The sequence below is a fragment of the Pasteurella oralis genome (genome assembly GCF_042681465.1).
Taxonomy (GTDB): Bacteria; Pseudomonadota; Gammaproteobacteria; order Enterobacterales; family Pasteurellaceae; genus Pasteurella; species Pasteurella oralis.
In genome coordinates, this window is the sequence record NZ_JBHUFP010000005.1 from 242571 (window position 1) to 260307 (window position 17737).

Here is a 17737-nt window from a genome sequence, read left to right on the forward strand (position 1 = left end):
AAAAGCGACCCTTGCAAAAATAAGGTTTTTAACACTAACAGCGAAAATCCGCTTTCAAAAAAGTAGATTTTAGTTGACAATAAAAAAACGGTGAGACAATTTTATCTGCACCGTTTTTTATAACACAATTTAATTACTCAACAACTAATGTACGGCAAGTATTTGTACCACTTGCTAATAATTCATCACCCTGTGTTAATAATACTAAATCACCAGCAACTAAAAAGCCTTTCTCTTTTAATAACTGGATCGCAGCGGCTGCACCTTTTGAATTACGACTCACTTCATCAAAATAAACTGGTGTGACACCACGATATAGCGCACAGAGATTTAATGCATCCTGATTACGTGATAGTGCAAAAATTGGTAAACCTGAACTAATACGTGACATAAGAAGCGCTGTACGACCAGTATGTGTCATTGCAATAATTGCCGCAACGCCTTTCATATGGTTTGCAGCATACATTGCAGATAACGCGACAGATTCTTCAATGGAATCAAATTGAACATTCATACGATGGCGAGATACATTAATACTTGGCATTTTTTCAGCACCTAAGCAAACTTTTGCCATTGTTGCAACCGTTTCTGCAGGATACTGCCCTGCTGCTGTTTCTGCTGAAAGCATTACTGCGTCTGTACCATCTAATACTGCATTAGCTACATCCATCACTTCTGCACGAGTTGGCATTGGGTTGCTAATCATTGATTCCATCATCTGTGTTGCAGTAATCACTACACGGTTTAATTGACGAGCACGACGAATTAATTTTTTCTGTACGCCAACAAGCTCAGGATCACCAATCTCAACACCTAAGTCACCACGAGCAACCATGATAACATCTGACGCAAGAATAATATCGTCCATTGCTTCAGTATCTACAACTGTTTCAGCTCGTTCTACTTTAGCAACAATTTTTGCATTTAATCCCGCTGCATTTGCTAACTCACGAGCATAATTTAAATCTGCACTTGAACGAGGGAAAGAAACTGCTAAATAATCGACACCGATTTTAGCCGCTAATAAAATATCGTTTTTATCTTTTTCAGTTAACGCATCAGCAGATAAACCACCACCTAACTTATTGATTCCTTTATTATTTGATAATGGACCACCAACAGTTACCTCAGTAAATACTTTTGCACCTTCAGTAGATAATACTTTTAACTGAACACGACCATCATCTAATAATAAAATATCACCCGGTACAACATCTTGTGGTAAAGTTTTATAATCTAAACCAACGCCTTCTTGCGTGCCCTCACCTTTAGGTAAGTCAGCATCAAGAACAAATTTATCACCAATATTTAAGAAAATTTTACCATCCTTGAAGGTAGAAACACGGATTTTAGGACCTTGTAAGTCACCTAAAATAGCAACTGTTTTACCCAGTTTCTTTGCAATCTCACGCACTTTTTCAGCTCGACCAATATGGTCCTCTGGTGTGCCATGAGAAAAGTTCATACGAACAACGTTAGCGCCAGCCATGATAATTTTTTCTAAGTTATTACCACGCTCTGTTGACGGTCCCATTGTACATACAATCTTCGTTCTTCTTAGTCTTCTAAACATTACCTACTCCGTAAATGATATAAGTTATAAAATATTGATCTTAGCTTTCTTTACATAAATCAAGATTGCAAGAAAAAACTGAGCAATATTATACGCTGAAAATAAAATTAGATCGAGATCGCAAATTGGAAATTCCCCGTTTTAGTTAAAGAGGAGATGATTATTTTTTTACCACTCAAAAAGCAAAATAGAAAAAATTCTTGTTTTATGTTTTAAAAGCTTATATGATAACCCCGATTTTCACGATGCGACTATAGCTCAGTTGGTTAGAGCACCACCTTGACATGGTGGGGGTCACTGGTTCGAGTCCAGCTAGTCGCACCATTTCCCCCTATCGCACTCCCTCATAACTCATCAAAAAGACTTATAAACACTAGATAAAACAGCATTTTTCTTATATTCTACCCCTCACAACTAAACGCCTTAAAACGTATTTAATCAGCTATTTTAGTAACTATCTTAGTAACTACGGCAAAAATACTATCTTTTCATAGTTACTATAAAGGGAATATTTATGGCCAGAACAACTAAACCGCTCACCAATACAGAAGTTGATAAAGCAAAAGCAAGAGATAAGCCTTATACCTTAACTGATGGTAACGGCTTATTCTTATTGATTATGCCTAGTGGAGTTAAAACTTGGCAATTTAACTACTATAGACCCATAACCAAAAAGAGAGCTAAATTTAGCTTAGGTGCTTATCCTAATTTAACCATTGCTCAAGCTCGTGCTAAACGTGAGGAATATAGAGCACTACTCGCACAAGGCATTGACCCACAGATTCACAAACAAGAACAAGAATTAAAACAACAAGCAGAAAACACCAATACGGTTTTAAACATTGCTCACCGCTGGAAAGAAAAAAGAGCCAAAGAAGTCGAACCTTTAACAATGGAGAAAAATTGGAAACGACTAGAAAACCATTTATTCCCAATTCTAGGGCATTATCCTATTGATCAAATTACCTCACCTATTTTAATTGATGCAGTAAAACCACTTAATGAACAAGGGTTCAACGATACACTTCATAGAATAATCAACCTTACCAATCAGATTTTAAATTACGCTGTCACTATTGGGATTTTGCCCTTTAATAGCTGTGTAAAAGCCTCTGATGCTTATCACAAAGAAGAACAAACAAACCATCCGGCTATCTCCTACAAAGAGTTAGCAACGCTACTAAAAGATTTTCAGGAATCAAATAGGGATTACTTAACAAAAGTATTATTCCGCTGGCAATTACTATCTATGGTAAGACCAGCGGAAGCAGTAAGTGTAGAATGGTCTGAAATTGATTTTGATAAAAAGTTATGGGTTATTCCAGCTATAAAAATGAAGAAAACGAGACAAGGACAATTTGATCACACTGTACCACTTTCTAGCCAAATGATAGCTATTCTCCAGGAATTAAAACCAATAACCGGAGAGTGTAAATATGTTTTCCCTCATTATAGCTTGCCTAATCGTTCTATGAGTAAGGAAACTATTACTAAAGCGTTGCGTGATATTGGTTACCAAGGTAAACAAGATTCGCATGGTTTGCGTTCTATCGGTAGAACCTATTTAGAAGATCAGAACGTGGATTTTAGATTAGCTGAAACTTGTTTAGCACATCGAGTAGGAGATAAAACGAGTCGAGCATATAACAGGGCTAAGTATATAGAATTAAGACGACCAGTGATGCAACTTTGGGGCGACTATGTAGAAAAATGCTCCCCTAAATAACAAATAAAGTATGCTGTGCGTAAAAATTTATAAAAATAGTGCTCACCTCTTCATAATCATCATTTTTATTTATAAATCAATTAATTATAGTGTGAATACATATTTTAAGTGGTCATAACAAGTGATCGCTTAAACAAGAAAAGGAGCTATCTAGCCCCTTTGTTTTCGGATTTTCTATCTCTTTATTACATCAGTGAAGAAATCATTAAAATTTCTAAAATGAATATTTGTTCTAACTCCCTCGCTATTTCTACGCTTTCTAAATGGATGCTCATTACTATGTTGTTTTATTGCCTGTTCAATACCTGCAACAAAACTATTTAAACCAAGTTCTTTTAAATTGTATGCTGCGGCATAAGCTAAATAAGCGGGGTAAAGGTGAGTTTGTATCCTATTATCTCCCATTGCTCGAGAACCAATATAAAGCCCGTCTAATGTTCTACTTGTAAAAAAGTAATTGAAGAATGCCGTTAAAACATCAGATTCCATTTTTACCGCTAATGCTTCTTTACTATTCATTTGATCATTAAGGGCTCTCTTCGCCTCTTCGGGTTGAGTAAAAGCATTTAACACTTTACGGATAATTCCACCCGCCTCTAACGTTACTTTATTGATAAAGTCTGGATCTTTCTTTTCATCAGGTACCACCCTTTGAAAATCAAAAATAACCCTTCTTCTATCAACACCTCCAGCACGTTCAGTAAACCGACAAGGCTCATTATTGATCAGCATAATTAAAGCTGTGATCTTGGTGAAAAATGGTTTTTTATGCTTTGGATTAACCCGCAATAAATCACCTCCACTAATTGCTTTTAGTCCACCACCCTCACCCGCATATTTTGATTGTTCAGGACAAAGAATGAGTGTTTTATTCTCAAAGCCTTCTAAGTCTTTCGCATTGTCAAAATCTTCTAGCTTGGCGGATATGGTATTTTGCTCACCCGCTAATAATGTCGCAATATGAGCAAAAACAGATTTACCGCTACCACCTTTCCCCGTTAACTCAAAGAAAAGTTGCCAGTTATAGCGATTGGTTAAGATCGCATAAAGTGCAGCTAAAATATTACGCTGTTTCTTTTCACAACCATTCGCCACAAAAGATAACCAATCATCAAAATGCGGGGTATTTTGGGCGTGTTCATCATAATCATGAGGAATATAAGACGTTAACCAGTGATTGCGGTTATGTGGCTCAAACGCTAGCGTATTGCGGTTTAATACACCATTGTTAAAGGCAATAAACTCATTAGCTTGATCGCCCATTCTTGGTAACTGTGCTTTTAATGTATTTAATAAACTATTGATAGTGCGATCACTATAACCTAGTTCATTTTTATCAAAAAAATGTACCGCTTTTTCTTCGATATCCTCTAGCTCTAGTTTATGCCAAGCCTGATTATCATAGTGGTAAATCTCACGACTACCACGCTGTAAAGCAAGATCTAGCCCTAACCACTGGGTAAAGGCTCTCGCTTTCTCATTGGTGCGATCGTTCTCCTTAATTTTTGGTGTGCTTTCTGTTGCTTTGCTAATGATTTCTGCCGTAGCACTATCATTTCTTAAACGTTCAATATATTGGCTTAAGTTTTCGACTGTCTGTCCAAGCATATCGCATAGCAAAACTATTTTCGCCTTGGTATTTTTGGCGATGTTTAAGCAAAGTGCGGTAATTTCGGCTTGAGAAAGCTCACCAAATTGAATGAATTTTATTGATTGTTGATCAATTGGGGCAATACGTACCTGATTGATTTCTTTAAGTTGTGTTTCCCCTAAAATCACTGGCTTTTGCTTTGAGTCATGTTGTAATGCTTGGCAAAGTAAAAGCCACTCGGTGCCCTTGCCTTTATTCCAAGCGTTCCAAGCACTTTCACCAACTAGAACAATCAAATCATTCATAAAATCTTTTGGTTGCTCTTTTAAGTGTGGTGCATTAATTAATTTGCTCATTCACTCCCTCCGTAGAAATGCCATTTTCTAATTCAGCAATGCGCATGGATATATTCTCTTGAAAATATAAAAAAGTATTAACAAGTGAATTGATCACACCATGTTTTAGTAAGCCATCTATAATTTCATCATGAGTAAGCACTTTTACCATTTCTTCGGGATCTAATGAGGGCGGTTTTGGTGCCATTTTGAGTAAATGTTTATTAATGGTGCCTAACTCATCATGGAGGATTTTTAACCCATTAAGTGATTCTAAAGGAAATTTGCTAAACTCTTCGGCTAATACATTAAGTGCCTCACCAAAATAAGGGTACTCTAAGCCTAGTTTTTGAGAAGCAATAGAAATAGCTTTGATTTCTATCGGATTACATTTTGAATAATCCATTGGTTTATCTAAATCTTTATTCATTGTTCTTACTCCCCTAGTCCATCTAAATTACTGATTCTGATTTCAGAATAAAGGTTTGTGCTTTTTAAATAGTCTGATACTTCACAAGCTTGAGCATAGGTAGGATATTCACCAGTAAAGGCAATTTCGCCTTGTTTATTAAAAACAGTGATTTCATAAGGGGAATGCTCTACTCTCAATGTTGAACCATAGACAAGCGGATCGTTATCCATTGCCTCACGTGCGATTTTTACGGCCTCTTGGTGTGTTTTCCCTGTGGCGATAATGAATGGTTGACCTTCTATGGTTTCATCTTCTCGATAAGTGATTACGCTGTATTTACGCATGTTCGCCCCCTTTGTTTTCTTTTAATCCTTTTGTGACTTCTTTCTTAATTGCTTTTAGTGCATCTGCAGTGCCTTTGAAATAACCATTGCGGATATAATCTTTCGCAAAACTTAAATAAAACTCTGTTTTCTCTACTGCTTTTGCTAACTGCTCAAAAGTAGGTTGGTATTCAGGTTTAAAAGGTTTAACGGTTTTTGCTTTACGCATGTTCGCCCCCTTTACTTAACATAAAGTCAATGCGTGATTGAATTTCATTTTGGCTTTTTTGTAGCAAGGTTTCCGTCGCATGTAGTAGCTGTTCTAGCTCGCTGTAATCTAGTTTTTCTAGCGCAGTGTAATTGCGTAGGACGTTGAGTAACACAATCGGCTGATTTAGGCGTTCTACTGCGTTTTGTAGTAAATCAAATTGGAAGGGTAAATCATTACGCATAAGTCACCTCCATAGCAGGAGTAAAAACAATAGGTGTGCGTGAACGAACCGCTAAAAGTGCGGTAGATTTTTGACTGGTTTTCATTGTGGGATTTCTCTTTTGTTTAGTTAGTAAAAGATTTCTGCCCTTAGTAGGGTGTGAAATGGTCTCAACTACCGCAAAAGATCGGCTCGCCTTATTCGTCCAATTGCTCGGCTTATTTCGGCGTATCAACCATTCCACAAATTCAGCTTTTTGAAAGGTGTGGGGATATGCCCCATTTCCTTTTGAAAGGTAAATTTGAGGTAAAAAAATACCGCTTGAATAACGGCTGCGGCTGCCGTCTTTTGTTGTAGTACCTTGAATACTACAACGATTCCCAACGATTGACAAGCCCTCCTCTGTCTTAACTGGGATTTTTCCAGCAAACACTAAAACATAATCACGGGCTAATTTTTTGCGTGCCTGTAATTCGCTTTCGGCTGGAATGCGGAGTTTATGAAGTTGATTAGATAGATCTGTGCGGAGAATACCTATAAAAATATAGGTAAACCCTGTATAATTAAGGTTAGCCATAGTCTTATCCTTAGTAAGATTGTTGGTTAGAGGCTTATTAGTGGTAACGACACTTCTAAGCCTCGTTGCTTTTTGATGTCTATTGCAATACAATTGGTTGACACTTGATAAACTATAACGAGGTGATGACCCCATGTCAACCACTTTTAAAACAAAAGGCAATAAACAAATAGCATTGAGAGTAGATCCACAACTTGAGAAGGCAATAAATAATGCTGTTTCCCAAGATGGTGATGCCTCGGTTTCAGCTTGGATAAAAAGAATAATCCGCAAAGAATTAGCATCGAGAGGCATAGAGCCTAAAGGTTGATTAATTGCTTTGTATTGATGGATAAATGATGTGATGTCATTGATATTATTTAGTAAGTTGATAAAATATATTTGATTTAATTTCATATTAAATCTGGCGATTTTACATTTAGGCATATTTGTAGAATCCTTTTAAATCTTTGTATTGAATATCAGCAAGTGATAAGGCTCGACCGCATATCGAGCCTTTTTTTATGACTTACTGCAATGTTATATTTGAGTCATCTAAATTAATGATTGGATTTTTTATTTCTAATGAATAAATAAGATCTAAATCTTGCTTTGTTACTAATAATGGAACATCGCAAGTGCTTTGCTTAAACGCCAAAATAGTAAGTAAAAGATCTAAGCAATCAATGCCATATTCATCACAGAAAAGTTTGTTTTTATCTAAGTTAAACTTTAAATAAAACACATCACTTTCTTCATCATAGGACATCTCAAAATTTGGATAGACTAATTTTTGTGTAATAATTAAAGGATGTTGGTTTACTTCCTCTATTAATCTTTCTTCTATAATCACTTGGTTTCTCCTAATAGGTTGATGGCTCTTTGAATATCATCATCACTAAATAATGGTTCATCTAAATAACGTTTATATTTCTCCTGTTGGAATTTCAGTTTTAAGTTATAAAGCCCAGCAAGTTTGCGGATTTGGTCGGCATCTTTCGGTAAGTAGCGGGTATAATGGCGACCCGCTGCGCTTTCCTCACGCACTCTCTCTAACTTCATATCCAAAGTACGTTCTAACTCGCTAACTTCATTGCGGGCATTAAGGAAATGAACTTCAAAATAAGATTCTTTTTCACTAATACCTAAATGAGGGTTACGCACTAATGCGAACAACACGGCCATTAAACGAGTCATTAAGCACCTCGCATTGCTTTTTGTTGTTCAATCCACGCATTTACTTCCTCTAAATCCCAGCGGATAAAGTTGTCTGAAAAACGGATTGGTTGAGGGAATTTACCAGCCTTAACCAGTAAATTAAGTTTGGTGCGACCAAAGCCAACAATTTTGGTGACTTCTTTGCCAGCGATGAGTTTTTGGGATAAGGTTTGAGCCTCGCTCATAAAAAATACTCCTCGTAAGTCATGAAATGTTTAGTTCTGTAACGTTACGAGGGGTATTTAAAGGGAATTTTGAAAGGTTGTAAAACGCATAAGTTGCTTATAAAAATACATAAGTTGCTTATAAAAGCACAAAAGCAACTTTTCATAGTTAATAAGTTGCTTTTGATCATAGCTTTAGCTATTTAGGTGGTTGGTGTGGTTTAATCCAACGGATTATTGTTTGTATAGTTTGCGTTAAATCTAACTTATCTTTAATTTGGTAAGCCATATTCTCTTGGGTAATTTCTGGGGCTTTTGCCCATAGTACTTTTGCTAACTCTTCAGCATCTAATTGCTTTGCTTTTTTTGATTTTTGTGATTTACCTTTTAGCTTGCGATCAATAGTAGGAGATACATCAGAAAGAATGCGAAGTTCTTTTATCTTTTGCTCAATCATAGTAGAGGTCATTTGAAAAATTTTAAGAAAAAAAATAGCTCGTTTCTTTCTAAGGGCTAATTCCTCTCTCATTAATTTGGAATCATCAAAAAGAATAAACTTTAAATCATTCTCCATTTTTTCTAATTGTTCATCTAGTATAACTTTAAATATTGTTTCTTGAAATTTTAAATAATTAAACAAGGTCATCTGATGGCTTGTATTATCAATTTCCCCATCAATAGCTGCACTTATAATATCTTCAGGGGAAAAATCTATTTTTTTTAAAGCTTCTATTGTTTTATTTGTAGCATCTTCAAAAATAGCAGAATCCTTTATCTCATCATCTAAAACCTCCATTATCTTTATCAATTTATTTAGAAGATCTATTTTCATAATTTACTCCTTTATTAACCTGATAAAATCATTTTCTGAAAGTAATTGAATAGGGTATCCTTTTTCTATTAGTTCCCTAGCCTTGATTTCTTTGCTACTAAGCTCTTTTCCATTGAGTTTTGTTAAATCTTGCTCACCAATAACAAGCAATGTTACTTTCTTACTTACGCCTGTTGCAACATTACAACCAGCTTGAGCCGCTAATTCTGCCGCTTTAGCTCTTGGTATCGATAATTCACCAGTGAATACTATCGTTTCACCGTATAACTCACCTTCAGGGTTTCCTTCTAATTTGCTGTGGGCTTTTTGGTAATTATCGAGATCAATCGGTTTTCTTACTCTTTCTAACCAAAAATCTAAATCTTGCTGACTATCTGTTAATGCTTTCTTTAGGATTTCACCAGCCACTAGCACATCATCTAACGCATCGTGGTGATTGCTTTGTTTAATTTTTAATGCACTTGCCATACTCGCCAATCCATAACCGTATTTAGCAAATTCTTGATTCCAAGAACGACGGACTACTCGCACAATATCCAGCCATTGATTTGATAATTCGGGGAAAATTCGAGTAAGCGAACTGCGATCAAATGCACCATAAGAACAAATTATATTATCCGCAAATTTTGCTTTGATTGTATCTGCCACATCTGAAAGTGTCGGGGCGTTCTTTACTGTTCTTTCATCTATACCGTGGATTGCCACATTCATATAGTGAAAATAGGTTTTAGGATTGATTAAGGTATGCCATTGGTCTGTGATTTGCCCATTTTTGTAGGTAACGAGTGCTATTTGGCAAATGCTAGTAATATTCGGATTTGCTGTTTCAATATCAACAATTACGTATTTCATAAATGCCCCTTTCGCATTTTCCCTTATGATAAGACCGCACCAACAAGATAAGGTTTCTTGCTTTCGGGAGCTACCCTAGGTGCGTTTGTTTTATTCTAACACTGAATAAAAACACAGTAAAATATTAAAAGGTATAGAAAATAGGTGATTATTTTTGTATAATTTTAATGCTACGATGTTTTGTAGTAGGGGAATAGCTAGACATTGCTTTACGTCAACTTCAGTAGATGATGTACCTGAATCGCTCCATGATTTAGCTATGTTGAGAACTCCTCTAAACGTTTTGAATTAAAGGCGGTATATACCGCCTTTTTCATTTCTGTATTTAGAGTTTTTTTAACTCTTGTATAAATCTTTCTTCTACAACTCTTGTTGCTTTTTCTATCCCTTTATTGCCACCTTTTTCCATATAATGGCGACCTGTCATTTTCTTTGTACCAAATTCGACCATCCACCAGTAAAACGGATCTCGTTTATCTCGGGTATTTTCCCCAATCCTTGCCATTCGTTGACCTTTAGGGCGCATGACTCCCACCACCGTATAACCACTTTTAGCGTTCTTTGCTATTCTTGTTTTAGAACGGATATTATTTTTTACTGTGCCTTTTTGTCTAAAATTAGTACTTACATTCATTACGGGAACAAGAGGCTTTATTGTTTCTTTTAAAGATTTTGCCCCCGCATTTAATGCGATTCTCATCGGTTTTTTAAGCTGTTTAGTAAACTTTTTCTCTAGGTTATCCATATCCTTTAAGACTTTATCTAACCCTAACATTTTTATCATAATTCCACTCCATTAAATTCTTCTAATACTCTCTGATGTTCTTCGGATAGCTCAAAAATCAGATCGCCATATTCAAGCTGATAAGTGCCAAATGACATTAAAAAGGCTATTGCTGGGTCAATCTTATTAGCTGCCTTTTTCTTGTTTGGCTTAATGTTGGCGTTGGCATCGGTTTCCATTACCACGTTGGATAATGCCCACGCTAAAATAGGATCGCCATTGTGTTCTATCACTTGGCGATTAATTAGCACTTCTGCGGATTTTGCCACAGGGCTAAAACGTTGATAAGTTTGCGGGAATGGCTCAACGTCTAAGCCCGCACTTTGTAACTGTGTTCTAAGGTGTGTGGCATTCCAAACATCAAAACCAATCATTTTGATATTAAAGCACTCGGCATCTTTTAAAATATCATCTCTGATTTTGTCATAATCAATACAATCGCCCTCGGTAATATGTAACCAACCTTGTTGCATCCATTGACGGTAAATCGCTCGGTTTTTGTTGGCCACATTATTAAGCTGATATTCAGGTAAGTAATGACGAGTAACTAACCGCACTTTTTGACCTTGCGGGAAAGTGTAACAAATACTAGTAAGGTCATTGGTTGAAGATAAATCTAAGCCCATATAACAATCCTGATGTAATAGGCTGCTTTCCTCATAATCCCGTTTACATAACGCCCAACTGCCTTCACTTAGCCAAGGGGTTGTACCTTGGCACCAAACATTAAAGCGTTTCGTTAACATTTCCACCCATTCGGACGGTATGCCACGAGCTTTTTTAATCGTATTCTCAAAATCAATTTGGGGAATAGATTGATTAATATTCGGGTTAGCCTTGATCCAAGTATCAGGATTATCTATTTCACTTTCATCGTCTAGCTCAAAAATCAAAATAAAAATGCTGTCGTTTTTCTCGTTACCTTCAAGAATTTGTGAGCAATAGTCATAATGCTGTTTACAAGCTGAAATGGTGTTACTTCCTGCGGTGGTAATCGCAAATAGAAGCCCTTCTGGTCTTGCCCCTTGTCCTAATTCTAATGCACTGTAAACGCTGTTATCTGCGTGTAAATGATATTCGTCCACTATCGCAAGACTTGGGTTTGTACCTTCAATCGTGGAAGATTTGGCGGCTAACGGTCGCATAAGGCTATTATTTTGCGGGTAAATGAGTTTATGCTGTTGAATTTGTACTCGTTTTCTTAAAGGTGGTGAAAGCAAACACATTTGGCGGGCATCATCAAACACAATACGAGCTTGATCACGGCTTACCGCTGCGGTGTAAATATCTTGCTGACCTTTTTCCATCACTAAAAACCAATTAGCCAAGACGGCAGCAACGGTAGATTTGGCGTTTTTTCTTGCCACTTGAATATAGGCGGAGCGGTATTTTCTAAGCCCTGTATCTGTATGCTTAAAACCTAGAATATTCGCAAATAAAAAGACTTGCCAATTACTCAAGATAATTGGTTTACCGCGTAAATGCCCCTTGACGTGCGGACATAATCGAGAGAAAGCTAAAAATTGATTAACGATTTTTTCATCAAAATAATAATCAGGATTGATTAAATCTTGAAAATATCGCTCAACGGCTAATTTCACCTTTTTACAAGCAATAATCTCACCGCTTTTTACTTTCTCTGCGTAGTCGTGCCAAATACTCATTACAATGTTAAAAGCTCATCTATGGCATCCACGCCCTCAATAGTGACGGGGTTCTTTTTACGGCTCACAGGATCGAACCCAAGCAACGTGGACATTTTAATCATCACTTTTTCGGCATCGGCTTTAGCTGAAAGGGCGGGATTGCGCGATTGTGTACCTTGGCTGTTGATAATAACAAAGCCATTTTTCGCTAAATCTGCTACAGAATGGCGCCAAATTGCGTAATTTTCGCAATAAATCTCAAGATTAGTGAGATCTTCGGGCATAATATCGCCACGCTCTGAAAGCTGTTTAATGCGGGCTTTCCATTGGCTTTTAGCAATATCATCCAAGAAATCAGGCGTTTTATAAGTTTTCTTTCTCGTCATTTGCTTTCCTTATTTTCTAAAAAATTGCCTTGCGTAAAAATTTGATTGGGGGGGCGGTTCTGACGGCTTGCGCATTTCTTTTCAAAATTCCCCCCCACCTCGTATGTTCCCCAAAATTGGGGAGCGTTCATTTCTTCACACCATAACCACGTTTATCTATCACTCTCGTTTTATAACTGTGGCAATCTCGGCATAAAGCTTGGTGATTGCTTTCAATCCAAAACAACGGATCGGCTTGTCCATTCTCAACGGGTTTAATATGGTCAATTACTGTGGCTGGCGTATATTTCCCTTGTGCTAAACACATCACACACAAAGGATGTTGTTTTAAATATTGGAACCTATACTTACTCCAGTTATGATCATAACCACGCTTGGATGCACTTACTCGGTTATCCTTTGGTTTATGCTCTTCACATCGTCCAGATTTCACCTTGTTTCTACAACCTGGAAAGGTACAACGCTTTAAGGGTTGATAGGGCATAACATTCCTTAGTAAACACAAGGCTCACGGTACACATCCCATAATGATTTAATGGTCATAGGTGCTGGATTTAAGTTAGCAACATCTGTTACCGCTTCTCGATTTGCGTAGAGGTAGGCGATATACATCAAGCATCCAACCTTAATTGATTGGTTGAAGGGAATAGTTTTATCTGTTACCTCATCGCTAAAGGTTTTACCAATATGGCGTTGTGCCACTTCTAAAGCGGTTTCCGCATAAGCTCTTAATAAGTCATCATCTAAATCAAACTCATCCGCTAGATTTAAATGCGCTTTGATTTCCTGTAACTTAATTAAGTTATTAATATCCACCATACGCCTCACCGTCTTTACACATAAGTTGTAGTTCTCTGTGTTCTTCTTTGCTGTCAATCACTGAATAAATATCGAAATATTTATCACCATATTTAATCCGCATTTTTCTCGTTACTTCAGGCATATAACGGATACGAATCCGTGTAATATTTTCACCTAACTGAAAAGGACCACTAAAATATTCTCTCCCTTGTAAAGGTTCGATACTGGCTCGCACCGTGGCAACATCTTCCCAATAAGGAGTACGATGCCCGTAGGTGTTGCTTTCTCTTTCTTTTTCATAATTACGCTTTTGTAAGGTAATTACTTTGTTATATCGCCCAGCTCTAATCATTCTCGCCATGTCCACCACCTTTTTTCACTTCTACGGTTTGTTTCCATGCTTGGCTAAATTCATCACCACCCACATAAGGCGCAAGCCCTTCACGTCTGCGGACTTCGTTAGGATTCATGATCCCCGCTTTGATCGCGGTATCGTAACTATTAAAGCGATCGTTTTGGCTTGTGCGTAACAAGTCGCTTGTATCAAACTCAATTAAATAGCGTTGTTTACTTTGACGGGTCACATCCACCATCAATGCATCTTTTAATTGCTGTTCAAAGTTAGTGAGCCACGGTCTTAAAGTTTGTGATAAAAACGCACGGCTTGCCTCGCTAAAATTCGAGTAAGTCGAGTTGGAGTAATCTTGTAAAAAGATTGGGCTAATGTTGTAGATACGGGCAATATCAGAAATGGTAAAGGTTCGACTGGCTAACCATTCGGCATCTTGGTTAGTCATGCCTAATTGCTTATATTCCATTGAGCCTTCAAGTACAGGCGTTTTACCCGCATTTTTTGCCCCTTTGTAACGCTCTAACGCTTTAATGGCTTTTTGTGCTTTTGCCTCGTCTAACCATTCGGAGGTTGTAATAAGTCCACTCGCCATCAAGCCATTTTTCATCACGGATGCACCGTGCTTTTGTTGGGCAATACCTAAGCCCACCGTTTCACGACAAATGGCAATCGGAGAGCGACCCATAAAGCCATCAAGTGATGAATGGCGTAAGTGTAAGATTTCATCCTGAAGGTAGTTTTTTACTTTGCTATTCAGATCGGTGATTTGATAAATGTAGTCACCTTTTGGATTTCTTAAAATATTCACCGCACTAGGTTGATAAGGAGTAAGGCTAATAGGTTGCCCCGTTTTATCCCATTCAATCACGGCATACGCATTACCCGTTAATAAACAATGGCGCATCATCGTATATTTAAACTGGTAAGGGGTTTGACTGCGGTTTGGCATTTCATTTAACAGAAAATCCACAGGATGATCAAAAACACGCTCCCGCCCATCTTGTTTTAACTGATATAAATAACAAGGCATAGCGGCAACCGCCTCAGCAATCACCGTAACGGCATTCATCACTGCGGGTAAACTTTCTGCGGTAGTCGGAGTAACAAACTCCCCCGCGCCTGTGTTTGCCACGCCCATATAAGAGAGTAACTCCTCAATGGTTAAGCTATTGCGCTGTTCTGTTTTCTTTTTAAATGGCCACATATTACAACTCCGCTAATTCAGTCCAACGATTTAAAAGTGCGGTCGTTTTTGGCTGTAATTTTGCTTTTGCCTGTGCCATTGAACGCTGGGCAATCTGTACGTTACTTTCAGGATATGCGGGAATACTGGTTACAGTAATTTCCACCAGCTCCGCATTAGTGACAATACGTTGACAAGGGGTAACATCAAAGTTCCAACTTTCAGCCTTCGCACGAAAACCAAAGGACATCCCTGTAATATCACCACGTTTTACACTGACTAATAAATCTTTGCCTAAACTGGTTTCAGGAGGGGTAAGTTCAAAGCGTAAGCCTATGCTATCCTCTTCAAGTTTTAAGGTGTTGGCTTGAGTTCGTCCCAATAACTTGGTGTAGTCATGCTCAAATAGCGCACGCACATCTGCACCGCTAGATAAAGTTTCACTAAATGCCCCTTGGGCAAATTGCTCAACAAACTCGCCCCACATTAATTCACTTGGGCTATTCCATTTCACCACATAACCAATAAGCTTTTCATTCTCTGCGCTAAGTTCTGATGAGCGGATTTCAAAATCTTTATTCATAGTGTACCTCTAACAAAAAAGGGCTAAATTAGCCCCCTTTTGTGTGTTTCATTAAGCTAGGGTTTCGATAAACTTAATCGCATTGCTATCGACTACACCACCACCTAAATATTTATCGGTGTGGACTTTATAAAAGCCTGGTTCAGTAAGATTATCTGGTCGAGTTCTTACGCCTGTTTCATGATCCACAATGAAGTAACCACGTTTAAAATCACCAAAGGCAATCACGGCTTTATTTGCCCCACTTGCTGGCATCGTTTCTAAGAAATACACAGGACGACCTAAAAGCGTAGAAGGGGCATCTACCGTTAACCCATCACGCCAAATAAAATCACCATTTTTGTTTTTCAGTTTTTGAAGTGCTGCGGCAATGGTTGAAGACATCACCCAAACGGCATTTTTACGGTATTTACTGTGTAAGGTATAGAAAAGATCGATAAGGGTATCGGCTATGATTTTATCCGCACTCGCAACTTCCATTTTTTGAAGTTCACCAAAAGTACGGGTTTTATCCGCTGTGGTTGAGCGGGTATATTGCAACAAGCCTTTTGCTTTTTTGCTACCATCACCAGAGGTTAAATCCGCCTCTTCGGTTTCGGTAAAGCTTTCACTAATTTCATCCGTTAACCAGCCTAGAATATCAATGGATGAAAAGTCCAAGATTTCTTGCGTAGTTTTTGGATAAGCATAAATTGGGTTTAACGCAATACTGACTTCATGTAACTTAGGTGCATTGGTCGCATTACGGGCTTGACCTTCATCACCATGAGCCACCACCGCACCACCAGCGGAAACAAGTTTTTTATACTCTTTCGCCCCTACAGGTAAGCGAACCACATTACAGATTTGACGCATCACGCTATCATCTGTTAAACGTTTCATCACTTCCTTATCAAGTTGAGGGATAACAGAATAACCGCCATCATCTTTTGCGGTAGTAGAAAGGGTATTTGTACGCAATTCACCTGTTTTAATGTAATGACGTAACTCATCATTACTTAATTGTGCCTTGCCACCTGTTTCCACTGGTTTCCCACCTTGTAAACCTAAACTGCGTTCTTCATCGGCTACAGTTTCGTAACGTTCGATTTCCTCGGACATTTGTTTTACCGAGTCTTTTAACTTGTCAAACTTACCGCTTTCCTCTTCAGTCAAAGAGCGGTTTTCTTTTTCAGCGTTTTCTAATAACGCACGCATTTCGGCAGCATGTTCTGCTTTTTTCTGGCGTAACTCTAATAATTTTTTAAACATGTAAAAATTCCTCTGATTTCATCTTAATTAAGACGGCTTATAATAAGCCCATATCACAATATAATCAGAAAAAAGAGTAAGTAAATATGCTAAAAATCAATAGTTTAGATACGTTTAGAAACGTTGAGTAAATAATTTTTGATTGATTATTTTTTAATCAGAAAAGAGAAGAAATAGAGATAAAATTAGACTTTGTGAATACTAATGAATACTTGTGAATACTTAAAAAAGAAGTATTCACTATATAAGATATTAATATATATAATATTTTTTATATTTGTGAATACTGTGAATACTTAAATATAAAATTAAAACTATAATTAAAAATATATTTCTTTTGATATGGTAAAAGCATTTAGTAACTATGATAGTAACTACGGCAATTTGTTTATTTAATAACATATTGATAATTAATTAGTTAATTCTAAAATTCGGGTTCAGCTAGTGCACCATTTCACTTTCCAAACTTATCCAAAACTCCCAATAAAATCAATAAGAAACTAATAAATCACAAAGTAATCTTTCCAAGATATCCCCCCCCCAGCCAACAATTTTGGTATTACTTTCTCTAAAAAATGAGCTTTTGAAATGTAATACTAAAATACGAAGGAAAGTATAGCAATAAAAGTTAAGAGTCGCTTACATATACATATCAAAACAAGGCAAATAGTTTTAAAACTCTATATATCACAAGTTAATCAAAAACAACCTACTTGAATAGAATAGAGAACGAATTAA

General features: G+C 37.2%; 22 protein-coding genes and 1 tRNA gene. 2 read left to right on the forward strand and 21 right to left on the reverse strand.

The genetic code is table 11. From position 1 onward, the window contains the following. Window positions 1-133 precede the first annotated feature (133 nt). The gene (pyk, locus tag ACFSAV_RS05140) at window positions 134-1573 is read right to left on the reverse strand and encodes a pyruvate kinase (RefSeq protein ID WP_379097002.1); all 1440 of its coding nucleotides are present in this window, start codon (window positions 1571-1573) and stop codon (window positions 134-136) included. 247 nt (window positions 1574-1820) lie between these two features. On the opposite strand from pyk, the gene ACFSAV_RS05145 reads away from it, so the two are divergent. Together ACFSAV_RS05145 and ACFSAV_RS05150 are read left to right on the forward strand one after the other, a co-directional pair. Continuing rightward, window positions 1821-1897, forward strand: a tRNA-Val gene (locus ACFSAV_RS05145). Window positions 1898-2087: 190 nt separating this feature from the next. After that, a complete protein-coding gene (locus ACFSAV_RS05150; protein ID WP_379097005.1) occupies window positions 2088-3299 on the forward strand; it encodes a tyrosine-type recombinase/integrase in 1212 nt (403 codons plus the stop codon). 174 nt (window positions 3300-3473) lie between these two features. Here the strand turns inward: ACFSAV_RS05150 and ACFSAV_RS05155 are convergent, their stop codons facing one another. The 20 genes from ACFSAV_RS05155 to ACFSAV_RS05250 form a co-directional block, all read right to left on the reverse strand. Continuing rightward, window positions 3474-5246: a DNA primase family protein gene (locus tag ACFSAV_RS05155; RefSeq protein ID WP_379097008.1), complete on the reverse strand. Its 1773-nt coding sequence runs from the start codon at window positions 5244-5246 to the stop codon at window positions 3474-3476. Next, the gene (locus ACFSAV_RS05160; RefSeq protein WP_324007129.1) at window positions 5230-5655 is read right to left on the reverse strand and encodes a hypothetical protein; all 426 of its coding nucleotides are present in this window, start codon (window positions 5653-5655) and stop codon (window positions 5230-5232) included. The genes ACFSAV_RS05155 and ACFSAV_RS05160 overlap by 17 nt, the downstream gene beginning before the upstream one ends. Before the next feature lie 5 nt (window positions 5656-5660). Next, window positions 5661-5981 carry a hypothetical protein gene (locus ACFSAV_RS05165; RefSeq protein ID WP_250037555.1) on the reverse strand — a complete coding sequence of 107 codons (321 nt, stop codon included), beginning with the start codon at window positions 5979-5981 and terminating at the stop codon, window positions 5661-5663. Beyond that, a complete protein-coding gene (locus ACFSAV_RS05170) occupies window positions 5974-6189 on the reverse strand; it encodes a hypothetical protein (protein ID WP_250037570.1) in 216 nt (71 codons plus the stop codon). The genes ACFSAV_RS05165 and ACFSAV_RS05170 overlap by 8 nt, the downstream gene beginning before the upstream one ends. Continuing rightward, window positions 6182-6412: a hypothetical protein gene (locus tag ACFSAV_RS05175; protein WP_250037578.1), complete on the reverse strand. Its 231-nt coding sequence runs from the start codon at window positions 6410-6412 to the stop codon at window positions 6182-6184. The genes ACFSAV_RS05170 and ACFSAV_RS05175 overlap by 8 nt, the downstream gene beginning before the upstream one ends. After that, complete coding sequence (locus ACFSAV_RS05180; protein WP_379097013.1) at window positions 6405-7394, reverse strand: host cell division inhibitor Icd-like protein; 990 nt, start codon at window positions 7392-7394, stop codon at window positions 6405-6407. The genes ACFSAV_RS05175 and ACFSAV_RS05180 overlap by 8 nt, the downstream gene beginning before the upstream one ends. An 82-nt stretch (window positions 7395-7476) precedes the next feature. After that, the gene (locus tag ACFSAV_RS05185) at window positions 7477-7800 is read right to left on the reverse strand and encodes a hypothetical protein (protein ID WP_046333230.1); all 324 of its coding nucleotides are present in this window, start codon (window positions 7798-7800) and stop codon (window positions 7477-7479) included. Continuing rightward, a complete protein-coding gene (locus tag ACFSAV_RS05190) occupies window positions 7797-8144 on the reverse strand; it encodes a hypothetical protein (RefSeq protein WP_324007127.1) in 348 nt (115 codons plus the stop codon). Before ACFSAV_RS05190 ends, ACFSAV_RS05185 begins: the two co-directional genes overlap by 4 nt. Further along, window positions 8144-8350: a helix-turn-helix transcriptional regulator gene (locus ACFSAV_RS05195; protein ID WP_324007126.1), complete on the reverse strand. Its 207-nt coding sequence runs from the start codon at window positions 8348-8350 to the stop codon at window positions 8144-8146. The genes ACFSAV_RS05190 and ACFSAV_RS05195 overlap by 1 nt, the downstream gene beginning before the upstream one ends. A 178-nt stretch (window positions 8351-8528) precedes the next feature. After that, the gene (locus ACFSAV_RS05200; protein WP_324007125.1) at window positions 8529-9161 is read right to left on the reverse strand and encodes a hypothetical protein; all 633 of its coding nucleotides are present in this window, start codon (window positions 9159-9161) and stop codon (window positions 8529-8531) included. Between the two features lie 3 nt (window positions 9162-9164). After that, complete coding sequence (locus ACFSAV_RS05205) at window positions 9165-10013, reverse strand: exonuclease domain-containing protein (protein WP_324007124.1); 849 nt, start codon at window positions 10011-10013, stop codon at window positions 9165-9167. A 325-nt stretch (window positions 10014-10338) separates the two neighbouring features. Then, the gene (locus ACFSAV_RS05210) at window positions 10339-10797 is read right to left on the reverse strand and encodes an HK97-gp10 family putative phage morphogenesis protein (RefSeq protein ID WP_231116299.1); all 459 of its coding nucleotides are present in this window, start codon (window positions 10795-10797) and stop codon (window positions 10339-10341) included. Continuing rightward, entirely contained in the window at window positions 10794-12461 is a 1668-nt protein-coding gene (locus ACFSAV_RS05215) for a terminase large subunit (RefSeq protein WP_076090651.1), read from the reverse strand. The genes ACFSAV_RS05210 and ACFSAV_RS05215 overlap by 4 nt, the downstream gene beginning before the upstream one ends. Further along, window positions 12461-12829, reverse strand: a complete 369-nt coding sequence (locus ACFSAV_RS05220) for a phage terminase small subunit P27 family (protein ID WP_005737917.1) — start codon at window positions 12827-12829, stop codon at window positions 12461-12463. The genes ACFSAV_RS05215 and ACFSAV_RS05220 overlap by 1 nt, the downstream gene beginning before the upstream one ends. A gap of 127 nt (window positions 12830-12956) precedes the next feature. Continuing rightward, a complete protein-coding gene (locus ACFSAV_RS05225; protein WP_250023477.1) occupies window positions 12957-13313 on the reverse strand; it encodes an HNH endonuclease in 357 nt (118 codons plus the stop codon). An 8-nt stretch (window positions 13314-13321) separates the two neighbouring features. Next, entirely contained in the window at window positions 13322-13648 is a 327-nt protein-coding gene (locus ACFSAV_RS05230) for a head-tail connector protein (protein ID WP_099868491.1), read from the reverse strand. Next, the gene (locus tag ACFSAV_RS05235) at window positions 13635-13991 is read right to left on the reverse strand and encodes a phage head closure protein (RefSeq protein ID WP_250023475.1); all 357 of its coding nucleotides are present in this window, start codon (window positions 13989-13991) and stop codon (window positions 13635-13637) included. The genes ACFSAV_RS05230 and ACFSAV_RS05235 overlap by 14 nt, the downstream gene beginning before the upstream one ends. Further along, window positions 13975-15186 (reverse strand): phage portal protein, encoded by a 1212-nt coding sequence (locus ACFSAV_RS05240; RefSeq protein WP_250023473.1) that lies wholly within the window; start codon window positions 15184-15186, stop codon window positions 13975-13977. Before ACFSAV_RS05240 ends, ACFSAV_RS05235 begins: the two co-directional genes overlap by 17 nt. A 1-nt stretch (window position 15187) precedes the next feature. Beyond that, window positions 15188-15748: an HK97 family phage prohead protease gene (locus tag ACFSAV_RS05245; RefSeq protein WP_250023471.1), complete on the reverse strand. Its 561-nt coding sequence runs from the start codon at window positions 15746-15748 to the stop codon at window positions 15188-15190. Window positions 15749-15799: 51 nt separating this feature from the next. Then, complete coding sequence (locus ACFSAV_RS05250; protein WP_250023468.1) at window positions 15800-16999, reverse strand: phage major capsid protein; 1200 nt, start codon at window positions 16997-16999, stop codon at window positions 15800-15802. Window positions 17000-17737 lie beyond the last annotated feature (738 nt).